This window comes from Dyadobacter ginsengisoli DSM 21015 (genome assembly GCF_059568735.1).
The window spans coordinates 446,375-469,466 of sequence record NZ_JCANTY010000002.1; the positions used below are offsets into that span (position 1 = coordinate 446,375).

Here is a 23,092-nt window from a genome sequence, read left to right on the forward strand (position 1 = left end):
TAGGAATAGGTAACTTTTTCAATATCCCGGGTTTTGATCTTTTGAAGGATCCAGAGCAGTATTGAAATTGAGTTCACCGACGGGTATAGGCCAAAAAAGATGTTTGTCGGCTATATCTTTTCCCGTGGCTGCCTTAATGATCTGTTTCAGCTTTGGCGTACCCAGCCTTTTCAGGTCTAGCCAGCGTTTTCCTTCATACTGCGTTTCGTACCCTCTTTCACTGAGCACTAAATCGTTAAAAGTGTCAACAGTGTAGCCACTCAGAGCAAAATCGACGGCGGATGCGCCCGTTGCCGGCAGCCCGTAGGCGCGGCGGTGCACCTGGTTCAACGCTTCCAAACCAGCGGCAGTTGGTCCGTTGTTCACCCGGTTATCCGCTTCTGCAAACATGAGCAGGATATCCGTATAGCGATAAATCGGAAAATCATTGCCTGCGGCAGTCTGTGTTGGCGCCAGCGGATCTGAGAATTTCTTGCACAAAATGCTGTTGGGGCCCAGGCCAATATCATATTTGATCCAGTTGAAGGTTTTCCGCAGGTCAGCATCCTTCCAGCCTTTTTGGACCGGGTTGCTCTGGGTGTCGCTGTAATGCGCATAGAACCCTCCGGCGCCGTGCAGCTTTGTGCCCGGATGATGTGCAAACATGGCCAGGTACATGCCCTGGTTATTCTGTCTGGTCATTTTCAGATAAAATATTTCTTCGGGAGAAGTCACGATGGTAGGGCCAAAAACTTTATCGAAATCGGCTGCCACAGTTACAGGGACCAATGAGAATTTTTTCGACTGAATGATCTCGTCAGCCTTATCACGGGCTTCTTTGTATTTGTTTTGTGTAAAATAAACTTCTGCCAATACAGCCTTTGCCGCCCATTTCGTTGCCCGGCCAATTTGGGTCTGTGTTTCGGGAAGGTTGGCCTCAGCTTCCGTCAGATCAGCAAGGATTAGTTTGTACACTTCATCCACCGAGCTGCGCGGAACGTTCGGCTCATCCAGCGTTGCCTCTGTCCGCATCGGTACGGGTCCCCAGTTCCTTACGAGCCAAAAGTAATTGTACGCTCGCAAAAACTTGGACTCTGCCGTGTATTTGGCGATATCCACAGCGCTGATACTTTTTCCTTTCGGTGCATTCGCAATCACCAGGTTGGCATTACGGATACTAAGATAAAACAGTCTCCACCCGTCATCGGTCCGTGGAATATTGGTGCTGTTGAGCCCCTGAAAATCACTCAATACCTGATAACTCCCCCGACCGTAACTGTAATCCGTATACGCTTCAAGCTGAGCGGCCAACGTACCGCTGATACCGTTCGTAGCCCGAAGTTGTTCATAAATCGCATTCACGGCCGTTTCTACTTCACCAGCTGTATTGTAAAAAGTTTCCACGGCCACTGCTTTCGGTTTCTCCAGTAACACGTCTTCACAGGAAGTCAGGAACCCGAGCAGAATAATAAACATGTATTTTCTCATGTGTATAAAAATTAATGTTTTGATAATCAGTCCAGCCGTAATCTTAATTAATGGCTAAAAGCCGATTCTAACACCCGCTGTAATAGACTTGGAAGTAGGGTAACTGTAATGGTCTATCCCCTGACCCAGCGAGTTTCCACTGCCCTGGGAATTGGTTTCGGGGTCCCACCACGAATATTTGGTGAACGTCAAAAGGTTCTGACCACTCACATATATCTGCGCCGAACGCATCCAATTCACTTTCCAGGTGGATAGCGGCAGATTGTAGGCCAGCTGTATATTACGTAGACGCATATATGACCCGTTCTCAACCAGCCTGTCGGAATAATTATAAGTGTTGGCACGGGAAATCACAGGGTATTTGGCATTTGTATTTGTCGGCGTCCAATGGTTAGTAAATACCTCACGCGGCATATTCAGTCCGAATCCGTAATCCAGCGTATTATTGATCGAACTGACATTCAACAGATCATTGCCTTGCACGCCTTGCAAAAAGATAGTGAGTTCAAGTCCTTTGAAAGACATGGTTGAATTGAGGCCATAAATAAAATCGGGGTTAGGGTTACCGATGATCGTTTTGTCAAGCTGATTAATAAGCCCGTCCTGGTTAAGATCTCGATAGATCTCCTTGCCCAGTTCGTTGTACCCATTTTTCTGGTAACCATAAAACACGCTCATGGGCTGTCCCACTCTTAACAGGTTGGCATTATCATTGATCAATGAAACACCTACATTGCCTCCTAGAATGTCGGCTCCGTTGTAGAGCTTGACTACCTTGTTCCGGTTGAACGATATATTCGTACCGAGCTCCCATTTGAAGGCTTTGTCGATAATACGGCCGTCCACCGCAATTTCGAAACCTTTGTTCTGAATCTGACCAATATTCTGGATAGTACTTGTAAAACCAAAACCCAGGGGCAACTGCACCGTATTCAGCAGATCACGGGTGTTTTTGATATAATAATCAACTGTCAGACGGTACCTGTCGTTCAGGAACGCTGCGTCCACTCCAAAATCCAATTGTTCCGTCGTTTCCCATCTCAGATTACCCGGAAGCCTCGTTCCTGGTGCAAAAGTATTATACAGCGCATCGTCAAAAACAGTTTTGCCTGCCGATAGATTGTTAAGCGTCGCATAGGTTCCAATTGCCTGGCTGCCTGTAAGTCCCCAGCTGGACCTTAATTTAAGATCGGTAATGGCTGAAATGTCTTTGATAAAAGCCTCTTCCGAAAGCCGCCATGCAAGCGCCGCCGACGGGAAAAAGCCCCATTTATTGCCTTCGCTATATTTCGAAGAACCATCCGCACGGAAGCTCGCCGTAGCCAGATATTTGTTATTGTAGCTGTAATTCACACGTCCCAGATAAGACAGCAAGGTGCTGAACGAATATTCCGACGATGGTATTCCGGGTGTGTTGGCAGAGCCCAGGTCGGCTGTCTCGGTCACGTCACTCAAAAAACCCACCCCCGACCCATCTAAATTCTTTCTAAGAAAGTCCTGGTAAGTGAATCCCGCAACAGCAGAAATACTGTGTTTGGCGCCCAGTGTCTTGATATAGCTGATCGTATTTTCACTCAGCAAACTCATGCCCCGGGCGCTGGACACACTGGCACTTCCTTGTGAGTTGATAAACCTGATGGTCTTATATCCTTCTGTGAGATCATCGCTGTTTTCAATGCCACCTGAAATTTTGATGGACAGTCCCGCGAAGGGTTTGAACATTAATGCAGCGTTCGCAAGCACTCTATTTGCATCCACATCATCCGTTTGCTCATTCACATAGTTCAGCGGATTTGTCAATACGTTGGAAATAAAAGGATACGCCGTGGCCAGTACACGATACGAACCATCCTCATTATACGGCGTAAGCGTCGGTGGTGCGGAAATAGCTGCCGATATCAGCGAACCTCCCCGGTTCCCTCCCCCATTATTTTGTCTGCTCGATTTAATCTTCGTCAGTGTGGCGCCATAGCTTATGCTGAACATTTTGCTGATGTCCGTATTCAGCGCCGCCCGAAGTGAGTAACGTTTGTAATTACTTCCAATCAGGATTCCGTCCTGATCAAAGATACTTCCACTTACCGAAAACCGTGTCTTTTCATTGCCTCCACTGAAGGTAAGGTTATGAGTCTGCATCGGCGCTTTGCGGAAGATCAGGTCCTGCCAGTCAAAACCTTCACCGAAACCATCGATCTGAGCCTGGGTAAAAAAGGGTGCCACTTTGTCTGTCGTCGCCTGCTCATTGTAGAACATTGCATACTCCTTGGCATTCATTAGGTCCAACTTTTTACGGAGCGTCGCCTGACTATAACTCCCTTCATAATCGACCTGCATTTTTCCTGATTTACCCTGTTTTGTCGTGATCAGCACCACACCATTTGCCCCTCTCGACCCGTAAATTGCCGTCGCTGACGCATCCTTCAGAACCTCAATACTCTCAATGTCACTATTGTTGATGATTGTCGGATTGCTTCCCGATGTAGGAAATCCGTCCACCACATATAGGGGTTCGTTGCTGCCTTGTACTGAGTTTGTACCCCTGATCCGTACACTTACACCTGCGCCTGGTGCCCCGTTATTCTGTGTCACCTGTACACCCGGCGCCCTCCCCGACATCGCCTGCAAAACATTGTTGGCAGGAAAAGCGTTGACCTCTTTGGCTTTGACCTGCGACAGAGATCCGGTCAGGTCACTCTTTCTCACCGTTCCATAACCAACCACTACTACTTCCGACAATTGCTGATCATTTTGCTGCAGAGTAACATCAATGACCGACTGCTTTGCTGTATTGATTTCTGTGGAATTGTAACCCACGAACGAAAATATCAAAACGGCATCCGTAGCCGGAACCCCAATGGAGTACCCTCCTTTGGCATCCGTAATTGTTCCCTGCGTGGTTCCTTTGATCAGGACGGTAACGCCCGGCAGCGCCTGTTTGTCAGCCCCTGATACCTTCCCCGAAACAGTGCGGTCCTGCGCATTTGCACCATATGCATGTAAAAACATACATATCGCTAAAAACCTCATGTAAATTATTGCTTTCATCAGCCAGAGGATTAGAAATTAATTTTATATTATAAAATTTAATTTTATTTTATAACAATATTGATGCATTCAAAATATCTATCCAAATTTTCTATCAAGTTTTTTACATTTTTTTTTGATAATGTCCTAATACAATACATCAGAACACAAAAAAGGAGGCCTGAAAAGGCCTCCTTTGGCAGAATTTATTCTTCAATCAATGTTTCAGTTTCTCAGAAATACGGTTGGCCGTTGATTTAAGCCTCTCAACAAGTGCGATCTTATCCATATTCATGTACCTGTATTCGGGCAGGTAAATACTGAGACTTGCAATAACTTTTCCGTTTTTGTATATCGCCGCTGCCAGGCCGATCACTTGTCTTCCCGGAAGGACCTGCATAGCACACTGCTCGGCCCGGATTTTCCCTATCGCTTCTTTAAATCCTTCCAGAGTACTGGCTTCCTTCCAAATCTGTTCCGCAGGTAGTCCATATTTTGCTATAAAACGCTGTATATCAACATCTGATAACATAGCTAGTAATAGCCTCCCCGATGCAGAATCAAACACATGCTTTTCCTCAGCAGTACGTACCTGTAACTCCTGCTCAGCGCTGACCCGGTGTATCACAATCCTATTTTCTCCATTCAAAACAGCCAGGAGGCTGTTTTCATTGATCAAAGCAGTCAATTTTTCCATTTCAGGTGCCGACATCTCTATCAGGTCCTTGCGATAGGCATCATTGCCAGACAGAGTGTAAGCTTTGCTCCCGAGCACGTAGCCTTTCTTTGTCCCTATCTGTTCCATATACTTTCTGGAAACAAGTGTTTTAATGATGTTGGCGCACGTTCCGTGGTTAAGACCAAGACTGTCAGCAATCTCGCCCAGGGACTTGGGTTTTTCGGGGTCAGCTGAAATTATTTCCAAAATATCAAGCGCCCTGTTAATAACTTGTATCATTACTTATTTTGTTTTATAATATAAAATTAACTTATTTCCACTATAAAACAAGTTTGCCATGTCTTTACCGACTTACCAGTTGCTTTCATATGAAGTGCAGATAGGTTCCAATTTGTCAAACTAGATCCTATCCCTTCTAATCTCTCCGGACGACAGTCCCCTCTCCTGTGACCAGAAATACAATTGTCCACTACACACTCCTGAAGTGGCCCGGTTGACCAATACTCCAAATCAATAGCACGCTCAACAGCGTCAGATCTGATTTGATTATCGTTATTTTTGTTTCATGAATTTGCAGGCAACTAAATGCGGTTGAAATTTGAAGAGAAAATGATTGTGCATTTTCCTGAAATTCAGCAAGTTAATATGAAGCCCAAACCGTATTAACAATGCACAATCACGCGGCGAACCGTCTGAGGGCCAATTTCAATCGCATCGGCGCTCCGAAAATTTTTGACTATCGCCAAATCGGTTTTTCGGGCCGAAATCGATGCTCACGGTAATTTTAGATTCTACCCTAGTAAACCTAAAATGTCTGATATGCAGATAATTACACTCTCATGTTTGGCAGAATCCCTTTCAATTGACCGCGCGGCGGACCGCTCTGAGAATTGGCTTTTTGGAAAGCTTCGCTCTGGGTATCCTAAACTGTTCCCCAACTTAATTCACCGGACAACGTACAACAGGAGAAGGCGCAGACTTTCCGAAAAGACGGCACAATTGTCAAGGCTGGTATGTCTAAAATTCTCCGGTCAAGATAGCGAATATGTCATTGATTCAATTCCGGTTCCTATTTGCCAAAAATCTCGGATTGCACGTTTGAAAATATGCAGGGACGATGAGTTGGTCCTACCTTCCACTGCCAGGCATCCCAGTCATAAAAGCTACTACCACGGACGGTTCGCCGCTGCAATTTAAGATGCACCTGGTAATTTCCAAAAGTGGGTTTCCGTTTGCGGCTGGCATGATCACAGCAGGCATGCATGATTCTCAGTATATTCCGTTTTCAAAATACGATAATTTACCTGAATGTGAACTACTTGCGGGTCTAGGTTACATTTCAGCCGGAAGGCATTACTTTGTTCTAACAAGCAGGCGTAAAAATAGTAACACCATTGAAGGCCAATATGAAAATCGAAAATCTGTGGAATTATCAACGTCGAAAGACACGTAGAATAATCGAAGCCCTTTTCTCACAACTCTGCGACCAACAATTACTCAAACGTAACTACGCTAAAACCTCGGAAGGATTATTCGCCCGAATTGTCTCCAAAATAGCTTCCGTTTCAATCCTGAAGGCGATCAATTCATTGGCAAACCGACCGATTGGGCGGATTCAACATGCACTCCTTTGTTAACCGCACAACGGGTTAACTCTTATGACTTGCATGCCAAGCCGTCGAAGGCAGAACTAAGTCATCATCTCGACAAATTTTTAGCCGCGCAATCCGAGGTTTCTGACAAATTGGTACCGGTATTGAGTCAATAATGTATTCACTATCGCTTCCGGAAAATTTTAAACAGACTAGCTTTGACAATTGCGCAGTTCTCTCTGACAGCCCGCGCCGCCTTCTGTTATAATTTGTCCTGTGAATCAAGTCTGGAAACAGTTTCGGATACCCGGAGCGAAGCTTACCAAAAAGCCAATTTTCCGAATCTATTGATAAGGATTCAGCCAAACATGACAGGGCAATTATCTGTATATCAGATAGCTTAGGTTTGTTCGGGTAAAATCTAAAATTACCATCGGTGTTGATTTCGTCCCGAAAAACTGATTTGGCAATCGTCAGAAATTTGCTGAAATTGGCCTTAAGATTGTGCATCGTTAATACGGCTTGGTACCCTTATTAACTTACTGAATTTCAGAAAAATGCACAATCTTTTTCTATTTTATTTTCAACCGCACAACGGGTATTAAACGCAACTACGCGAAGACCTCGGATGGACTATTTGCCAGAATTCTCGCCAAAATAGCTTCTGTCTCAATTCTGAAAGCCATCAACTCACTGGCAAGCAAACCACTCGGATGCATTAAGCATGCACTACTTTGCTAACCGCACAACGGGTTGTACAAGGACTCGGCAGGAAAAATGGTTACCGAATGGGTTACACTCATGCCGGATGAAGATTGGAAAAACGGCGATCGTAAGTTTTTCAGTGGAAGAGCGCTAGTCCGTGACTGGGCGGGCGAGTTCATCCGATACTATAGCTACACAAAAGACGGTATGTTTAAATCAACTAAGATTTCCGAGGTGACGGCTAATGAGAAAGTCACTGGTGGGGTGCAGTATGGCCAATTTTGTTATGACTATTCGTATAACTGTGATCCACCAACATATCCGACAGTGAGAACAATGTATGATATAAAATGTACAAGTTCAGTTTGTGTTCCAGTTATTGAATGGGAAGACGAACCTTGGGTACCTGTCACGGTCGGCGGTGGAACCGGCTGGACTGGTAGTGGCCCATCCTCATCAGCTCCGTCATCTGGCGGGCCCGCTGGTGGAGAGTATGTCCCGTATCAATGCGATGCATCACTTCCGCAAGGTACATCAGTATCACCGAACCAGGCTCCGCCATGTCAAACGTTTGTTTCAGCGGGAGGATTGACTATGCCACCTTTAACGGTTACAAGTTTTGCAGAATACTCGTCTTTGGACGATGTTATTGCTGATCCACAGTTGTATCCCATTTGGAATAGACTCAATGAGAGTGAAAAACAATTCTTTAGAGATAACTGGGAACTTGCGCCGTCAGGTTTAGTTAACTACGGAATTGTTATAGGAGCAGGTGAAATTCTTTGGCAAAACCCAGATGAGGACAACAGTAACGCCAATGCATTTAGGCATGCTTTGTTGACGGGATTGAATTCTCTCGCATGGAATTCAGAAACTTTGGCAAAAGAGTTCGGGCGACGACACGAACTGAATGGAGGACAAACTCAGAATCAGCATGAGATGGATAGATTAAACAACGAAGCCGGTGCGGTATTTTCAAGAACTTATAAATTACCTGATGATCTACTGTTTGCAATTTTATTCGATTTTGAGGAGCAATTCCCTAAATTAAAGCGCTTAGCAGGAAATTCAGCGAGCGGCGCAATCATATCCACAAGTACGGAAGGGAGAAAGTATCCACCCGGATATATCGAAATTCCATAATCTGACATGAAGTTATGAAATTCAAAGTAGTCTTGTTTTTGTTTTTTACTGCCTTGTTTATGGTAAGTTGTACTGAGTCAGAGCGGACATGGAAGTTCAAGGTACGTAATAAGGGGGTGTTTCCGGATGCGTTCTTTTTATCTGCTGATTTTCGGCCGCTCAAGTACGAAATAAAGGCAAAAGGTATTTTGACTGGAAACGCCAAACTTCAATATAACCAGATTAATGATAGTGACACGTCAGATATGGTGATTCGAGAATACTTCTTGCCGAAAGGCAAAATTGATACGACTTTTAAGGGTGACGTCTATGTTAAACAGATGAGTATCATTTACTTACCTGAACGAGAGGCCTCTGGTAGCCTTAGCTTTGATGTAACCATTAAGTAATGTGACTTTGGCGACTAAAAAGGCGGAGGCGTAATTCAGACTGCCCCCAAAGTTGGACGCTTAAAAATTAACGATTAGTGTAATGAGCCCGGTATTGTATCGGGCTCATTCCGTTTAGATTGAGATTGACCCCGTCGTTATTGTAAGGTTAGAATATTCCTTGGTAGCTTCTTTGTTTTCATCGATGTTGTGGTCGTGTGCAAACATTTTCGGAGCAATTATCGGGAAGATCCAGGAAAAGATGATTGCCATGGACATCCGTCAGATCGAAGGTTCGGGAGACACGTTTTTTAACGCCCATGACATGGCCTATTTGATTTTTTTGATCATTGGCATCGTTGGGTACTTCGCCGTCCCTTCCGTTGCAGGCTACATTATCCACGCTGGCGGGCCGAACGGACTACTGCATAAAACGACCAGCATTTTTGGAAGCACCATCAATTCGGCTGGTCGCGTTGCTACGCCTTCTTACCCTGTCTTTGGCACACGCACGACTAATAGCTCAAAATCATGATCACTATGTTCACAAAAACGAAAGACATCGACCGGGCCTTCAGGCATATCCGGGCATTTTCGATTGCAGTCGTTATCTCGTGCGCCATTGTCGCTGCGACGGCGATTTACCTGGGACTCAGTGCTGCCAGCGATTCCCGGCAAAAAGTCTACATTTTAGCGAGCGGCAAGGTGTTGGAAGCTTACGCCTCAGAACGTAAAGACAACATCTCCGTCGAGGCCAGGGATCATGTCGCCACCTTCCACAGGCTATTCTTCACGTTGGCGCCGGATGACAAAGTCATTACCGCCAATATCTCCAAGGCCCTTTACCTGTCTGATGCTTCTGCGAAAAAACAGTACGAAGATTTAAGGGAATCCGGATTTTTCCCCGGTATCATTTCCGGTAATGTCTCACAGGACATTCAGATTGATAGCATTCAGATTGAGCTCGAAGCTCACCCCTACCACTTCCAGTGCAAGGCCATCCAGCGTATTGTCCGGCCAACGTCGGTCGTGTCCCGGAGTCTGGTTACGGAAGGATACCTGCGCTCGGTAGCACGAAGCGATAACAATCCACACGGTTTTTTGATCGAGCGCTGGCAAACGATTGAGAATAAGGACATCCAAATTCAAAACAGATAGCAAATATGTTTTATCAATTCAAACCAGCGAAAGCAGGTGGAAGAATACGGCCCAGCGCCAGATCAACGCCAGCGAAATCCCGGCCACTGATTGCCAGCATGACCGGAAAGGCCCGTGCATTCGCTTCCAGGTATCCCGGCGTCGGTAAGTTAATTTTGGTCTTGGCGCTTTCGGTCGTAGGTGCCGTTATCGCCGGCCTGCTGTTCTACCAGGGAATTTTTCCAGCGCAGCCAACAATCTTCAAGATCGATCTGAACAACACATTCCTGGGAGAAAGGATCACAGCTCCTCAGGGTGTTGCTAGGCAGCACGCCTTAGACATCTATTTGGATAGCCTTGACAAGGCGATTACAGCAGACAGCATTAGAAATTTAGAAACACAAAAAAACAAGGACCATGCAAACGCTCAATTACACTGAAGAATATCTCCGACGAAGGAAATTCTACCTCTTCCTTCCGCTACTAGCCCTGCCATTTCTGACTTTAATTTATTGGGTCCTGGTAGTGAAGAATCTTAAATCCGAGCAAGTGACCACTGTTGCCTCCGGATTACAACTAAGCCTTCCTGATGCTTCACTTAAAGACGAACCGGCAATGGACAAATGGCAGTATTATCGGAAAGCCGATCAGGACTCGGCGCTCAGAATACAGCAGATCAAACGCGATCCCTATCGAAATGGTGATGTTTTAATAGCACCTAGCGACACGCTCTATTCCCATCTAAGGGGCCTGGACGCCCCTGATCAGCAAAAGAAAGGACGCAGCCTAACTTCACAAGTTGCGAGAGAGCATTCGAACCATGAAGTACAGGTACAGCAAAAGCTTCGAGACCTGGAAAAGGCGATGACTTCCACGCATTCGCCGACGTTCGCCGCGAAAGGCCGAGATGTTGTCCCCGCCAGCAGCCCAGTAGAACAAAAAGACATCGCAAGACTTGAAGCGCTCTTAAAACCAAGCGAACCGCAAACGCATGCTGAAGAGGTGGATCCAGAGCTAGCGCAACTTAATGGCATGCTAGACAAGATTCTGGCAATTCAAAACCCGGGCCAAACCGCGCAATTGCTTTCCTCTGATCAAGCTACCACAGCCCGCCCATCACTTCCGGTGACTGTATTGGGCAAGGAAAATATCGTTTCAATTTTATCCGGGCAAAATTCCAAGGATTCAGTAATGCTAGCGAATCCAGTCACTGTTATTGGATTTTTTGGATTGAATGAGGAGCAGGTCGAACCGGAAAATGAAGGGCTAACAGCAGTCATCGAAAAAACACAACAACTTGTCTCCGGCGCCACGGTCCAATTGAGGCTGACCCGGCCAATCAATGTGAGCGGACAAGCCATACCAGAAAACACTTTCATCTACGGAATAGCGTCTCTGTCGGGTGAACGTCTCAAAGTCAAGATCACTTCGATCAGCTCCAATGAGAAGATTCTGCCTGTGAATCTGGGAGTATATGACCTTGACGGTATTGAAGGCATCTACATACCAGGTACTATTTCGCGAAATGTTACGAAGCAGGCCTTAGGTAGCCAGGTGCAGGGGGCTGACTACGATCTTGGGGGATTCTCACTGGGTGCACAAGCAGCTAACGCAGGTATGCAGATCGGCAGGACGTTGTTGGGCCGAAAGACGCGTCTAACGCAGGTCACACTTCAGGAAGGATATAAGGTAATCCTGCGTGACGATACTAATACGCAAACTCAAATCCCATCTAGCCATGAAAAGTAACAAGGCGTACTATCTCATCATTTGCTCGTTGCTTGCAGCGCTGTTTTTTACACAACCGGCACCCGCTCAGCCAATTCAATTTTTTGCGATTGAATCCCATCCTGTTGAAATCAGTGCCGAAAGGACTGTGGCGGTCAGCTTCCCTTTTTCTATTACGTCGGTGGATCGCGGCAGCGCTCAAATTCTTGCCTAGAAAGCCAAGGGGACGCAAAACGTACTGCTCTTAAAAGCCTCTCAGAAGGGCATACCACCCACAAGCCTGATCGTCATCACTTCTGACGGGGCGATTTACAGCTTTGGGGTTAGCTATCGGGAAGAACCAAGCTCGCTAATCCTACTATCAAACCCGGCATCAAGTCGCAGCGCAAAAAGCGTCAGTGGCATAGACGAACGTCAAATTAGTGAAGCCATCGATTTGGCAAGTCGGCACCCTACCAATCTCAAAAAGCGATCGAGCAGCGGAAGGGTCTCGGCGGTACTAGAAGGACTTTTCATCAGTGAGCAGTTAATGCTGCTTAGAGTATCACTGGATAACAAGTCTGCAATCGACTACGAGGTCGAAAGTGTAAGGATGTTCGTCGCAGACCGAAGGCAGGTAAAACGAACAGCATCCCAGCATAGCGAGATCCTGCCAGTAAAGATGTCCGTGGAACTGGGCCAAGTCAAGGGATCTGAGCAAAGATCGCTGGTGATCGCCATTCCGAAAATGACCTTACCGAGGGCTAAACGATTCAGCATTGAGGTCCACGAGAAAGGCGGCGCCAGGCATCTCCAAATCAAGTTCAATGCCAGGCAATTAAGAGGCGTTTCAACGCTCTAAATCACGAACCATTAAAACAATAAAGTTATGAATGAGAAGAACCATGATTACCTGAAGGACCAATTAAAGTACACTGGCTTCGGCGAGGATGCCCAAGCCCAGTTGCGCGACAACCTGATGAAAGCTCAAAACGAGTTCAGTATCAAACAAGTGACCGCGTATGGCAAGGACGAGCTATCCGTCTCGCTGAATTTCAAAAAGTCGACTAACTCGGATATGTTCTTCTCTAACAACTACAGGGCCGAGCTTGCGAAGCCTGGTTCAGATGTAAAGATCAGCCAGACGTTCTATATGAACAACGAAGGAAGAAATATTACGCAAAAAGAGGCCTATAATCTGCTTGACGGGCGATCGGTCAACAAAGACTTAGTAAACAAGGACGGCCAGATACACAACGCCTGGATCAAGCTCGATTTCAAAGAAACAACGGCCTCTGGCAACTACAAAATGCGTCAATTCAGCCCAGAGTACGGATTTGAACTGGAAAAAACGCTTGAAAAATTTCCAGTGAAGGAGCTACTTGACCCGAAGGAACGTGTCAGGCTTTTTGAATCGCTGGAACGAGGTAACAGACAGGCAGTAACGTTTAAAGGCGAAGATGGCGAGCATAAGCGCTTTATAGAGGCCAATCCGCAGTTCAAATCGGTAACAATTTTCGATGAAAACCAAAAACGGATCCGGCAACAGGATATCCTTTCAGAGGGGCAGAAAGACAATCGAAAAACGCAGAATGTTTTTGAAAATGCAAAAATCGATGACACAGAAAGTAAAAATAGCCAAAGGCGGGGAGCAAAAGTTTGAATCTGACGCTCAAAATTGTCGTCTTGCGATGCAAATCTCCTCATTTTTAAAGCGGATAGAAAGGGAACCTCGCATTGGGACATCTCATATTGCCCTTTACTTCGCATTGTTAGCATATTGGGATGCCCAACATTATAATCCTATTTCAGTGTATAATTGGCAAATAATGAAATTGGCAAAAATATCGAGTACCTCGACATCGGCCAGGGTGCTTAAAGACCTATGTGAAACAGGCTTCCTCAGGTTTGAGCCGTCGTTCTATCACCAAATACCCAGTCAAGTATTTATCTCGAAACTGTAGATAATTACAATAGGCGCCGTGGTCAAATAGATAGTCATCCCAGCGCCGAATTCCGACAGTTGCTGGAAGAATTTAATCGGTGGCCTCTTGGTGGTCAGGCTCAAAGCCATCTGTATTTGCTCGTAGTCCGCATCATCGTCTTGATACAATTTTCCATAGAAGACCGTCGACCATTTGACCCCAAGGTATCGTATAACTCATTTTATGTTAAAAGAGAAAACACAGAACAAGGGGCCGCGGACTCTCTGGGAATATTCTTCGATTAGTGCAAGGATGTGGGACTTTTTATTTTCAGGGAGCCTGGTTTGGGGCAGCTACCAGGCGTCGGGTAAATTAGCTACTGTCGGAGCGAAGCTTTTCATGATAACTACAACTTTTGACTCTGAATAGTGTCTAAGCAGAATCAGCTACCATTGACATTATGAAAGCTATAAAGCTCTTTACCTGGTTTAAGTCATGGCGCAAAACGGTCATTTATCTGACCCAAATTAAAATACCTCTTGCACTTGTGCTGATAGTACTCATTGCAGGATGCAAAAAAGACGAGATTGATCCCCGCCAGGCTATTCTAGGAAAATGGGAACCGTTCTATTTAGGTAATGGTGAATACCAACCACCCGTTGCGAAACCTGGTGCATATTGGCATTTTCTACCTGATAGTGTACTAATTGAATATGAGTATGCTACGCAAAAAACATTCACAAAAAAATATTGGATTGATACGCTGTTAAATGTAGCAGCAACTTATGATGACGGATATCAACTCAGGTTTTATTATACCCCCAAATTTTATGAGGATACAATGGAGCTTCGCATGGAAAATGCTTCGCCAATATTCTCAACATCGAAATGGAAACGAATCAACTAATGTATTAGCTTCATAATGAACGACTTAAAACATAAAAAATCCTTACGGCCCTTCTTTTGACGAGAAGGTCAAATAGGCCAGGTCCAGTAAGGCAAAAGGGGAGCTGATCCCAGTCAACCCGGAGAATGTATGGGAAATTATCCAGCCCGGATTAGAGCAGGATAGCATGGAGATTAACATACAAGCTATTTGGTTTCAGGATGATCGCATCTTTATCCGAACGGCATCAGCCGAAGAGCCGAGTATGCCGCTGGAGTGGTTCCCAGGCTTTCGAATGCTTCGCCGGCAGAGCGCGAGCAATTTGAGCTTTCGCCGTTTGGGTACACTGGCCGAAACTGGATGAAGATTTGAGTTTTGAAGGGTTTTTCACTTATTCGAAACAACTAGGTTAAGAATGACGAAAATTATGAGATCTTGTAATAGGCTTATATAAAATTGATTAAATGTTTAATCCTGGTTGTACTAGCAGCTTTTTGCATGGAAATTAGCTACAATTCGTATCGTGAATATCAAATGCGAAATGAGGTTATTAAAAGCGGTCAGCAGGTATGGATGAAAGTTAAAAGTAGACGAGCCAGCAGACCGAAATCACCTGCATACATTGTGGTCGAGCATGCAGGACAAAACTATAATTTAGAATCATCGCCGTCTTACTACCGAGATACACAATATGCTGATAGTGTTTTTGTATACTATGATCCTGAAAAGAATGTTGCATCTCTTCCAGGGTGGAAGGTGAGAAAATTGGCTTGGCTATCGGGGATGATAGCTATTTTGGGTTTGGCCTGCTTTTTTGAGGCCGGCCGAACCTTGCTTCATTTTCGCGAATAACGCCCGTTTTGGGACACATTTATCACCGTTCGCTTAAAATTAAGATTGATACGTCCTCTATCAAAAGTATTACTCCATCAGCAACTATCATTGGCGTTATTTCCTTCAGAAATTTGGCCGATTTCGCAAGTCTATCTTTATCGAAATATATTTGTTCGAAGCCCAAATATTCCGAAGGAGCCTTAGACGCTTCGTTTTTCAGATAGAGCAAAAATTGGATCTGGTATTATAAACTGATCAATATACAAGGCTGTTTGCTTTAAAAGATTTAGTGGCGTCTCACCCTGGTGAGAAAATACTTTTAGAAATGAATCCCGGCCTTTTATTTCATTTATTAAATCGTCGAAGTTTTTGATGCAGAAGTTTCTATATTCTTGGATCTCTTTTTCTAGCCGATCGACGGGAATATCTTTAAAACTGTTTTTAAGGTTTTTTTCATGGAAGAGGATGCTGTCAGCTAGAAATCCATACGTTATACTTCCCATTGGCTTATTAATTTAGACGGGTGAAGTTCGTTCAATATTGACAAATTTGAAAGTTTGGGCATGCCTGTCCTATGCCTTTTTGGACCTCACCCAACCTTCTATTTTTATTCCCTCGTGTCTCAAGTAGTTATACAAAGTCGTTTTGCTCCCAATTTTAAGTTGATCGCAGATTTGTTTTGTTGTGTATTTATTGCTTTGATATAATGTTGCGGCCAGGCTCGCAACTTCCTTTGATCTTTTCGTGAGGCCCCTAGGCCTTCCTCCTACTCTACCCCTCGCACGCGCAGCCTCCATACCGGCTAATGTCCGCTCCATCAAAATTTCCCGTTCATTCTCGGCAAAGACAGAGCTGAGCATATACCATAGGCGCCCCATCTTGGTTGAAGTGTCGATACCCTCCGAGATACTGCGGAAGTTGACACCCATCTCCTTCCATTCTAACATCAACTTGATGAGCTCGTAAGTAGCGCGACCTAGGCGGTCGATTCGCCAGACGACAATGACATCTCCTTTCCGAAGCTCCGAGATCATCTTCGTGTACTCGGGTCGGTCCTTCGACACGCCGGATACCTTTTCCTGAAAAATCTTTTCGCAACCTGCTTTCTGAAGAGCATCAAATTGTAAATTCTGGTTCTGCTCATTCTTCGAAACCCTTACATATCCAATGATCATCGATAATTACATTTTAACCCCTATCTGCGCAATATAATGTAATTTGATTCAGTGTACCACTAAACTGTACTATTTGAGCCCTGATTTCATAATGAAATTGCCTATACTGGGGTCGTGTCACACAGTACAGAAATACGACCGGATTATTTGGATGGATAAGATCGTATAGTCGGAGGCAACCACACGCCGTTTTGAACGCAATTAGCTGGTGTTAAAAGTGTATCGGTTGCCGTGAGTACGGGATTGTTGACAACGTTAACCTTTGCCATCTTTTTCAGGCCGCTTGGAATCGATCCGCCAGCAATCGAACTACTTTGAGTTTATTTTATAAATATGTAAATATTTTTTTGCACTTGACAACGATTTGTACTACTAATGTGTCTATCGGTTAACATCATTGTTAATACTCAGAAATGCCTTTTATGTAATGCCCTACAAACTACTAACATTTTTAATTTGGTAATGATCAAGTCACCCTTATCTCATCTACTAGTCATTAATCGACTGATGTTGGCAATGGTACTGCTGTCTGTTGGATGCGTTGAATCGGATACAGACCCGGAAATTTATGAGCCTGATAAGTGTTACGAAGGAATATTTATACAGGGAGACTGTCCTAGTATAGCATTCGTACAGTTAACCAACGCCGATGAAGGCGTAAGCTGGACTGTTCGGGACAAAGTTTATGAAAATGTATTGGTGATAAAAAACTACCCGGATAGCCTTGTAAAACCCAATACAAAGATCTTTTTTTCGATTGATGTTGACCGTACCAAGAACAAGGTTAACTGTATCATTGATGAACGGCTTTGCCCACAGGAAATACCTGTCCCTAGTATTGTACCTTCTGTTTGTATAAAATCAATCTCCACTTCAAATTGTAGTCAATTATGAGAAAGCATTTACTCCCGCTCTCAATTATCGTATTTCTGTCTACTTCACTAAGTCTGAACTGACTATGAAACTGCTCTTAACCTTTGTCTTCATCTTCTTGCTGGCTGGCTGCAAAAAAGACGAGATTGATCCCCGCGAGGCCATTCTTGGGAAATGGGAAAACTTCTACGTAGGTAATGGGGAATACCGGCCGCCTATCGAAGACTCTCTGGGCTATTGGCACTTTCTCCCCGACAGTGTGCTGCTTGAATACGATTACTCTACAAAAAAGACTTTAGAAAAAAAATACTGGATCGACTCACTTTTGCACGTGGGTATCCAGCGTGAGGACGGCTTTTGGCTAACGTTACAGTATAGTACTAAATTTTATGCCGATACAATGGAGCTTCATGTTGAACATGCGTCGGCCATTTTTTATGTATCTAAATGGAAACGCATTAACTAAACCAAATACATATCTATGAAAAAACGATTACTTTCTGCAATGATGCTGGCCTTGCCTATGCTAGCTATTGCACAACAGCGCGAAACAGGCCCAACTGTACTGAAAGACAAAAAAGGCATTGTTCAGGCTATGGAGTTTCCAGAATCGGATGGGAGTAAAAGCATTTCCGATCAGGACTTTATGAAACAGTACTTAAAGGTGACAGCTGACGATGGCTTTGTAAAAGCAAAAGACAAACAGAGAAGCACCGAATATACTGACGACCATTTTGACCAGTTTTATAAGGGAGTAAAAGTGGATCGAGCCGGATATAATTTCCATTACAAGAATGGGAAATTGTTCTATGCGCACGGTCATTTTGTCAAACTGGATAACCTTGATGTGACTCCGGCCATAACATCCACAAGGGCAAAGGAATTATTTTCGGAATACAAAAAAAATACCTGCCAACGATATTTCTAATTTCAATCACGAACTGCTGGTCAAGGAGATCACATCGTCGGATAGTGCAGCCTTTCTGGTTCATAAAATATCCCTGTATAGCAATTCACCTTCAAATGACGAAATTGGATTTGTCGATGCCAAAACTGGTCATGTATTAACAGTCGAGCCTAGGTTTAGCCATGCTTTGTCTACTTCTACGGAAACTGGGACAAAACCTGGGAATAGGCCTATTCCAAAGACCACGTTCAGCCATGCTTTACCTCCGGCCTCGGGCACCTTTGCGACCCGGTATAGCGGGTCCCGAACTGCGAGTGCGTTCGATGACGTCTCCATAACACCGCGCTACCGCTTATTTGACAACACCAGGGGAGCCACTATCCACACCTGGAACTTGCAGGGGAGTACCAATTTTACGACCCGTATAGAATTGAGGGACAATGATAATAATTGGACTTCGGCTGAGCATGGCGGTAACGAAAACGATATGGGATTGGATGTACATTGGGGGCTTCAAAGGATCTACGACAGGCTCAATACCGCGCATGCTATCAACAGCTTTAATGATCCTGCCGCCGGGGCCGGGTTTCCTATCGATGCACATATCCGGTTTGGAACTGTAGCCAATGATAGGGACAATGCATTCTGGGATGGCTTAAATCAGGTTCTTCTTTTCGGAGATGGTGCAATCATTTTCAATCCCGTGGCCAGCGTGGATGTTGTTGCCCATGAATATGGGCATGGGATTACCAACTTTCAGATTGGATGGGGCAATACAGGGGATCAAGGCTCCTTTAATGAAGGCCTTAGTGATATTTGGGGGGCTATGATGCAACACAGGATCACCGGAGGGGGAATATCTGGCAAATCGCTGAGCAGATTACAACAGTCAACTCTGTTTGAGAGATCTGGGTAACACCAACTCTGCCAATGTTAGACAACCAATTGCTGATACGTATGCAAGAGCACAATATAATACCAACTCCGGAAATCCTGATATCGACAAATATGTTAGAAGTGGTGTGCTGTCCCACTGGGCCTTCCGGTTAGCTAACGGTGGATCTGGGACCAATGATGTAGGTGGCTTTTACAACGTATATGGTGTAGGGATGGATCAGTTAGAGAATTTGATCGTCAGGGCAGTGTTTGGAAATTTCCTTGATAATACTACAACATATGCGCAAGTTCGAACCGGGATGGTCAATGCGGCCAGGGCATTATGTGGCAATCAAAATGGTGTTTTGGTTCAGCAAGTTGAAAATGCATGGAAAGCTGTTAATGTTGGAACAGCAACCCAGTCTAGTATCTCAGGGGTTGACCATCTTTGCCCTAGCTCAACTTATTCTATTGCAAATCTTCCGCAAGGCTCTACGGTGGCGTAGTCAAGCAGTAATACCAGTGCAGTAACGATAAATAGTAGCGGGGTTGCGACACGGGTGGGCAGCTTCCACGGGAGTGTTACACTAACGGCTACTGTTTCTGGTGGTTGTGGAACACTCGTGCTGACAAAAACCATCAGCGTAGGTAAGCCTATCGCGACTAACATTGCCATTAGTGCGCCTAACAATTGCGCCGGTACCAGCCAGCTTGTAGTGGCGACAATGACTGGTAACCCATCAAGTTCCGTTTGGTCTATCACTAGTGGAAATGCTTCGAATGCCTCTTTAAGCGATTTTGGAAACGGTAGTGCCTCTTTTTTTACAAATGTGCCAGACTGTTACGGATTGACACTTAACATGTCTAATTCTTGCGATTCTGCTAGTGCTGGTACAACTATATGTATCGATAATTGCTCGGCACGTTACACAGTATTCCCAAATCCAGCAAAAGATCAACCATCAGTAAAGTTCGATCACTACGAAAGTTCCGCCTCGATGCCGGATCAAATTAGCTTATTTAGTGAAAAAACACAGGAGGCCGTTTATACGATAAAATCTGACGGGATTTACTCGAAGTCTGGCTCAGACGGACTTTTTAAAATTGATGTCGGTTCGCTGCCACGTGGTACGTACTATTTGCATGTAACATATAGTAAAAACGGTGAACAAACGACAGACAGAACTAGAATTGTTTTACAATAATAAGACCTAAAATAGATCAACTGATAGTATAGAAATAACCGGGCAATACCCGGTTATTTTTTTGATCCAATCTGAGATTGAGAGTTTTCAGCTCTTTTCAGGTCTAAAAGGAAAGAAAAATCAGAGGCATCAAGAGTACATAAAAACCACCGGATTAATTTTCACCCATTTCCCATAACGAAAAGTTATTGACTGGGCATCATCAGTCCGTCCAACGCCATTCGAGCCGGCCACGGGCGGGCCCATTGAGCAGGTAGTGGTTTATCTTGGCAGGTTTGCTCTGGACTCGATAAATTCGAGTGTGGACGGCCTAATTATAGATGAATCGTTGATACTGATAAAAATTGGAGCTCGTTGAACCATTGTTGTATTTGGCTTGCGATCGGTAAGCCTCTAAAAAAATTTAAATACACTAAAAGCACAATCAACGAGAATTCCATGAATTTACTGGACAGGACAGTAAGAAGTGGCTGGCATCCTCGAAAATCTGGGTATTGAAGTCAGCCAACTAAGTCAATTCTATCAGCAAAGGGCCCTCCTGGTCTTTCAGAATGCCAAAGGAGCTGATCTTGTAACCTTCTGCATGCATTTCACTTTCGAACGCCTCAGACTTTTCCGATTCAACAGCTATCAGCAGACCGCCACCTGTCTGGGGATCGGCCAGCACGAACCGCTGGATATCGGTCAAAGCGCCAATTTTATGACCATAGCAAAAACACACCGAGATCACCAAGTATTATGCCGACCTGCGCGCGGATGTCGAAGCTAAGGCACAGGACAAAACATCGGCCGGCTACAAAAAAATGATGGCCGCCATCGACAAGAAGGAAAAAGACGAGCTCAACGCGTTCGAGCTCGATGTTATCCAGGGATCCGAGGCCTACAAGGAGCTTGAAAAAATCGTCGCTCTATCGACCGACAAACAGACCAAAATGAAGGTCGACGCGCTTCGGGGTGAGACTGAAATGATAAAAGCCCAGTTCGGCGAACAGTCCGAGGAGTACCAAAAGCACCTTCTCAGGCTACGCCAGGCGGAAGAAGACCATCGCCAGCGCAGCATTCAGAATTGGCAAACCATTGCCGGAGTCGTCAGCGAGCTCGGCGATACGCTCGAGAGCATGGGCGGCACTATCGGCGAGATCGGCGGCGCCTTGTCCGGTTTGGCGCGGAATGCGGGGGCGGTCACCTCGGTTCTCAGCATGAAGGACGGCGAGAAATTGAGCGTTAACGAGTATGCCGCAGCCATTCAGGGAGTGATCCAGATGGTAACCACGCTGATCGGGGCATCCAAACGCCGGGCGGAAGCCGAACGTCAATTCGCGGCCGCACGTCTGGGTTTCGAGAATGATTATCAGCTGGCGCTCACCAAGAAAAAAGGCGACAATTACAACGATAACCCGTTTTACCAGGATTATGAAGGCCAGATCAAAGCCGGTGTCAACCAATACAAGGACGCGATGGACAAGTACCAGGCGGCCATTGACAAGCTGGAAGAAGGACGTTCGAAAGAGAGGCAGAAAAACGTCGTCGACGGGAAATCAGTAGGTCAGCTTGCGGGTGCTGGCGCCGCTGCGGGTGCGGTCATCGGGGGGATTGTTGGTGTCGGTGTATTCTCTGCCGCGACGGCGGCAATTGGGGCCGTTATTGGCGGTGCTGTCGGAGCAATAGCCGGGCTATTCGCCAAAAAGAAAAAAGACGTCTTCGGTAGCCTAATGGAGCAATACCCCGAGCTCGTAAGCGAAACAGCCGACGGATGGGCTGAGCTTAACGTCGAGATGGCCCAAGCGCTGATCACCAACGGCCAGGTCGACGACAAAACGCGGGAGATGCTTGAGAATGCTATTGCCCTTAACGAGGCGATGCAGGAGGCGAAACAGCAGATTCAGGATACCATGGTTGATCTTACCGGTCAAATAGGCGACAACTTGAAGAATGCGCTGGTGGAGGCGTTCCGGGCCGGGGATTCAGCTGCGCAAGCGTTGCACCAAACCGTCGGTGAAATCATCTCCGACATTACATCTAAACTCCTGTTCTCGGCGCTGGTCGGGCCTGCTTTGGACCAACTTGTCAAGGAAATGACCCAATCTCTGACAACCGGCGACGGCGCGATCGTCGACGATTTGACTAGATTTGACAAATATGGTTTGCCTGCCGTGGAGTCGTATTTCAAAGGCCTCGAAGAATTCGATCGGTGGGCGAAAGATAAAGGGTTTGACGATGTGTTTGGTCGTAGTCAAGGACAATCCCAGGCGATGCAAGGAGTGATCAAAGGAGTTTCAGAGGAAACTGTATCAGTTTTGATCGGGCAGACTAATGCCATTCGGATTTACCAGGCGCAAATGGCTTTTGATGTAAGATCGTCGCTGCTCGTGTTGACTCAAATATCTCAGAATACGTCCTACAATAGGATTCTTGTGGATGTCAGCGCGAAACTGGATCGGATGATTGATCAGAATAATCGGTCTTTGAGAGGGTTTGGATTTAACTAACTACAAAGCTAGCCGTTTGGAAGGAAGCGGTTTATCCAGATGCACATCGGATCCGGTATTCGAATAGCGTGCACTATGCTGTAAAAGTGCCGAATGCATG

Annotated in this window: 23 protein-coding genes and 4 pseudogenes; 20 read left to right on the forward strand and 7 right to left on the reverse strand. The window is 45.4% G+C overall.

Features of this window, described 5'->3' with window-relative positions; translation table 11 throughout:
- Positions 1 to 18 precede the first annotated feature (18 nt).
- From BP71_RS08145 to BP71_RS08155, 3 genes are all read right to left on the reverse strand, one after another.
- Positions 19 to 1,467 carry a RagB/SusD family nutrient uptake outer membrane protein gene (locus BP71_RS08145; protein ID WP_496378070.1) on the reverse strand — a complete coding sequence of 483 codons (1,449 nt, stop codon included), beginning with the start codon at positions 1,465 to 1,467 and terminating at the stop codon, positions 19 to 21.
- Between the two features lie 54 nt (positions 1,468 to 1,521).
- Entirely contained in the window at positions 1,522 to 4,512 is a 2,991-nt protein-coding gene (locus tag BP71_RS08150; protein WP_496378071.1) for a SusC/RagA family TonB-linked outer membrane protein, read from the reverse strand.
- A 196-nt stretch (positions 4,513 to 4,708) separates the two neighbouring features.
- Positions 4,709 to 5,449 (reverse strand): IclR family transcriptional regulator, encoded by a 741-nt coding sequence (locus BP71_RS08155; protein WP_496378072.1) that lies wholly within the window; start codon positions 5,447 to 5,449, stop codon positions 4,709 to 4,711.
- A gap of 423 nt (positions 5,450 to 5,872) precedes the next feature.
- Here BP71_RS08155 and BP71_RS08160 point away from each other — a divergent pair.
- Positions 5,873 to 6,807 (forward strand): annotated as a pseudogene (locus BP71_RS08160) (IS982 family transposase).
- Between the two features lie 15 nt (positions 6,808 to 6,822).
- Here the strand turns inward: BP71_RS08160 and BP71_RS08165 are convergent.
- Positions 6,823 to 7,272 (reverse strand): annotated as a pseudogene (locus BP71_RS08165) (transposase family protein); the annotation flags it as partial.
- Positions 7,273 to 7,362: 90 nt separating this feature from the next.
- Here BP71_RS08165 and BP71_RS08170 point away from each other — a divergent pair.
- The 13 genes and pseudogenes from BP71_RS08170 to BP71_RS08230 form a co-directional block, all read left to right on the forward strand.
- A pseudogene (locus BP71_RS08170) lies at positions 7,363 to 7,503 on the forward strand (IS982 family transposase); the annotation flags it as partial.
- A 12-nt stretch (positions 7,504 to 7,515) separates the two neighbouring features.
- Positions 7,516 to 8,610 carry a DUF6973 domain-containing protein gene (locus BP71_RS08175; RefSeq protein ID WP_496378073.1) on the forward strand — a complete coding sequence of 365 codons (1,095 nt, stop codon included), beginning with the start codon at positions 7,516 to 7,518 and terminating at the stop codon, positions 8,608 to 8,610.
- Between the two features lie 14 nt (positions 8,611 to 8,624).
- A complete protein-coding gene (locus tag BP71_RS08180) occupies positions 8,625 to 8,999 on the forward strand; it encodes a hypothetical protein (RefSeq protein WP_496378074.1) in 375 nt (124 codons plus the stop codon).
- Positions 9,000 to 9,183: 184 nt separating this feature from the next.
- The gene (locus BP71_RS08185) at positions 9,184 to 9,513 is read left to right on the forward strand and encodes a TraJ family protein (RefSeq protein WP_496378075.1); all 330 of its coding nucleotides are present in this window, start codon (positions 9,184 to 9,186) and stop codon (positions 9,511 to 9,513) included.
- 5 nt (positions 9,514 to 9,518) lie between these two features.
- Positions 9,519 to 10,136 (forward strand): conjugative transposon protein TraK, encoded by a 618-nt coding sequence (gene traK, locus BP71_RS08190; protein WP_496378076.1) that lies wholly within the window; start codon positions 9,519 to 9,521, stop codon positions 10,134 to 10,136.
- Between the two features lie 5 nt (positions 10,137 to 10,141).
- The gene (locus tag BP71_RS08195) at positions 10,142 to 10,555 is read left to right on the forward strand and encodes a hypothetical protein (protein ID WP_496378077.1); all 414 of its coding nucleotides are present in this window, start codon (positions 10,142 to 10,144) and stop codon (positions 10,553 to 10,555) included.
- A complete protein-coding gene (traM, locus tag BP71_RS08200) occupies positions 10,533 to 11,864 on the forward strand; it encodes a conjugative transposon protein TraM (RefSeq protein ID WP_496378078.1) in 1,332 nt (443 codons plus the stop codon). The genes BP71_RS08195 and traM overlap by 23 nt, the downstream gene beginning before the upstream one ends.
- Positions 11,854 to 12,057: a hypothetical protein gene (locus BP71_RS08205; RefSeq protein WP_496378079.1), complete on the forward strand. Its 204-nt coding sequence runs from the start codon at positions 11,854 to 11,856 to the stop codon at positions 12,055 to 12,057. The genes traM and BP71_RS08205 overlap by 11 nt, the downstream gene beginning before the upstream one ends.
- A gap of 12 nt (positions 12,058 to 12,069) precedes the next feature.
- Positions 12,070 to 12,174 (forward strand): annotated as a pseudogene (locus BP71_RS08210) (DUF8473 domain-containing protein); the annotation flags it as partial.
- 87 nt (positions 12,175 to 12,261) lie between these two features.
- Positions 12,262 to 12,684: a DUF4138 domain-containing protein gene (locus tag BP71_RS08215; protein ID WP_496379009.1), complete on the forward strand. Its 423-nt coding sequence runs from the start codon at positions 12,262 to 12,264 to the stop codon at positions 12,682 to 12,684.
- A gap of 27 nt (positions 12,685 to 12,711) precedes the next feature.
- Positions 12,712 to 13,485, forward strand: a complete 774-nt coding sequence (locus tag BP71_RS08220; protein WP_496378080.1) for a hypothetical protein — start codon at positions 12,712 to 12,714, stop codon at positions 13,483 to 13,485.
- A 722-nt stretch (positions 13,486 to 14,207) separates the two neighbouring features.
- Entirely contained in the window at positions 14,208 to 14,654 is a 447-nt protein-coding gene (locus BP71_RS08225) for a hypothetical protein (RefSeq protein WP_496378081.1), read from the forward strand.
- Between the two features lie 477 nt (positions 14,655 to 15,131).
- Complete coding sequence (locus BP71_RS08230) at positions 15,132 to 15,485, forward strand: hypothetical protein (RefSeq protein ID WP_496378082.1); 354 nt, start codon at positions 15,132 to 15,134, stop codon at positions 15,483 to 15,485.
- 182 nt (positions 15,486 to 15,667) lie between these two features.
- Here BP71_RS08230 and BP71_RS08235 read toward each other — a convergent pair whose 3' ends face one another.
- The gene (locus BP71_RS08235) at positions 15,668 to 15,970 is read right to left on the reverse strand and encodes a hypothetical protein (protein WP_496378083.1); all 303 of its coding nucleotides are present in this window, start codon (positions 15,968 to 15,970) and stop codon (positions 15,668 to 15,670) included.
- A gap of 69 nt (positions 15,971 to 16,039) precedes the next feature.
- Entirely contained in the window at positions 16,040 to 16,642 is a 603-nt protein-coding gene (locus BP71_RS08240) for a recombinase family protein (RefSeq protein WP_496378084.1), read from the reverse strand.
- A gap of 958 nt (positions 16,643 to 17,600) precedes the next feature.
- Here BP71_RS08240 and BP71_RS08245 point away from each other — a divergent pair.
- From BP71_RS08245 to BP71_RS08265, 5 genes are all read left to right on the forward strand, one after another.
- On the forward strand, positions 17,601 to 17,981 hold the full coding sequence (locus tag BP71_RS08245; protein WP_496378085.1) for a hypothetical protein: 381 nt from the start codon (positions 17,601 to 17,603) through the stop codon (positions 17,979 to 17,981).
- A gap of 15 nt (positions 17,982 to 17,996) precedes the next feature.
- Complete coding sequence (locus BP71_RS08250) at positions 17,997 to 18,443, forward strand: hypothetical protein (RefSeq protein ID WP_496378086.1); 447 nt, start codon at positions 17,997 to 17,999, stop codon at positions 18,441 to 18,443.
- Positions 18,444 to 18,609: 166 nt separating this feature from the next.
- A complete protein-coding gene (locus BP71_RS08255) occupies positions 18,610 to 19,338 on the forward strand; it encodes a hypothetical protein (protein ID WP_496378087.1) in 729 nt (242 codons plus the stop codon).
- Entirely contained in the window at positions 19,322 to 19,804 is a 483-nt protein-coding gene (locus tag BP71_RS08260) for a M4 family metallopeptidase (RefSeq protein WP_496378088.1), read from the forward strand. Before BP71_RS08255 ends, BP71_RS08260 begins: the two co-directional genes overlap by 17 nt.
- A 354-nt stretch (positions 19,805 to 20,158) precedes the next feature.
- On the forward strand, positions 20,159 to 20,503 hold the full coding sequence (locus tag BP71_RS08265; RefSeq protein ID WP_496379011.1) for a T9SS type A sorting domain-containing protein: 345 nt from the start codon (positions 20,159 to 20,161) through the stop codon (positions 20,501 to 20,503).
- 508 nt (positions 20,504 to 21,011) lie between these two features.
- Here BP71_RS08265 and BP71_RS08270 read toward each other — a convergent pair.
- A complete protein-coding gene (locus BP71_RS08270; protein ID WP_496378089.1) occupies positions 21,012 to 21,191 on the reverse strand; it encodes a hypothetical protein in 180 nt (59 codons plus the stop codon).
- A 115-nt stretch (positions 21,192 to 21,306) separates the two neighbouring features.
- On the opposite strand from BP71_RS08270, the gene BP71_RS08275 reads away from it, so the two are divergent.
- Positions 21,307 to 22,992, forward strand: a complete 1,686-nt coding sequence (locus BP71_RS08275; RefSeq protein WP_496378090.1) for a hypothetical protein — start codon at positions 21,307 to 21,309, stop codon at positions 22,990 to 22,992.
- Positions 22,993 to 23,092: the final 100 nt, after the last annotated feature.

Excerpts from the sequence above, each read along its gene's own strand:
- BP71_RS08265 (WP_496379011.1), top strand. The coding sequence starts at position 20,159 with ATGTCTAATTCTTGCGATTCTGCTAGTGCTGGTACAACTATATGTATC.
- BP71_RS08275 (WP_496378090.1), top strand. The coding sequence starts at position 21,307 with ATGATGGCCGCCATCGACAAGAAGGAAAAAGACGAGCTCAACGCGTTC.
- BP71_RS08155 (WP_496378072.1), bottom strand. The coding sequence starts at position 5,449 with ATGATACAAGTTATTAACAGGGCGCTTGATATTTTGGAAATAATTTCA.
- BP71_RS08180 (WP_496378074.1), top strand. The coding sequence starts at position 8,625 with ATGAAATTCAAAGTAGTCTTGTTTTTGTTTTTTACTGCCTTGTTTATG.
- BP71_RS08245 (WP_496378085.1), top strand. The coding sequence starts at position 17,601 with ATGAAACTGCTCTTAACCTTTGTCTTCATCTTCTTGCTGGCTGGCTGC.
- traM (WP_496378078.1), top strand. The coding sequence starts at position 10,533 with ATGCAAACGCTCAATTACACTGAAGAATATCTCCGACGAAGGAAATTC.
- BP71_RS08220 (WP_496378080.1), top strand. The coding sequence starts at position 12,712 with ATGAATGAGAAGAACCATGATTACCTGAAGGACCAATTAAAGTACACT.
- BP71_RS08150 (WP_496378071.1), bottom strand. The coding sequence starts at position 4,512 with ATGAAAGCAATAATTTACATGAGGTTTTTAGCGATATGTATGTTTTTA.
- traK (WP_496378076.1), top strand. The coding sequence starts at position 9,519 with ATGTTCACAAAAACGAAAGACATCGACCGGGCCTTCAGGCATATCCGG.
- BP71_RS08195 (WP_496378077.1), top strand. The coding sequence starts at position 10,142 with ATGTTTTATCAATTCAAACCAGCGAAAGCAGGTGGAAGAATACGGCCC.
- BP71_RS08240 (WP_496378084.1), bottom strand. The coding sequence starts at position 16,642 with ATGATCATTGGATATGTAAGGGTTTCGAAGAATGAGCAGAACCAGAAT.
- BP71_RS08185 (WP_496378075.1), top strand. The coding sequence starts at position 9,184 with ATGTTGTGGTCGTGTGCAAACATTTTCGGAGCAATTATCGGGAAGATC.
- BP71_RS08205 (WP_496378079.1), top strand. The coding sequence starts at position 11,854 with ATGAAAAGTAACAAGGCGTACTATCTCATCATTTGCTCGTTGCTTGCA.
- BP71_RS08230 (WP_496378082.1), top strand. The coding sequence starts at position 15,132 with ATGGAAATTAGCTACAATTCGTATCGTGAATATCAAATGCGAAATGAG.
- BP71_RS08250 (WP_496378086.1), top strand. The coding sequence starts at position 17,997 with ATGAAAAAACGATTACTTTCTGCAATGATGCTGGCCTTGCCTATGCTA.
- BP71_RS08235 (WP_496378083.1), bottom strand. The coding sequence starts at position 15,970 with ATGGGAAGTATAACGTATGGATTTCTAGCTGACAGCATCCTCTTCCAT.
- BP71_RS08145 (WP_496378070.1), bottom strand. The coding sequence starts at position 1,467 with ATGAGAAAATACATGTTTATTATTCTGCTCGGGTTCCTGACTTCCTGT.
- BP71_RS08225 (WP_496378081.1), top strand. The coding sequence starts at position 14,208 with ATGAAAGCTATAAAGCTCTTTACCTGGTTTAAGTCATGGCGCAAAACG.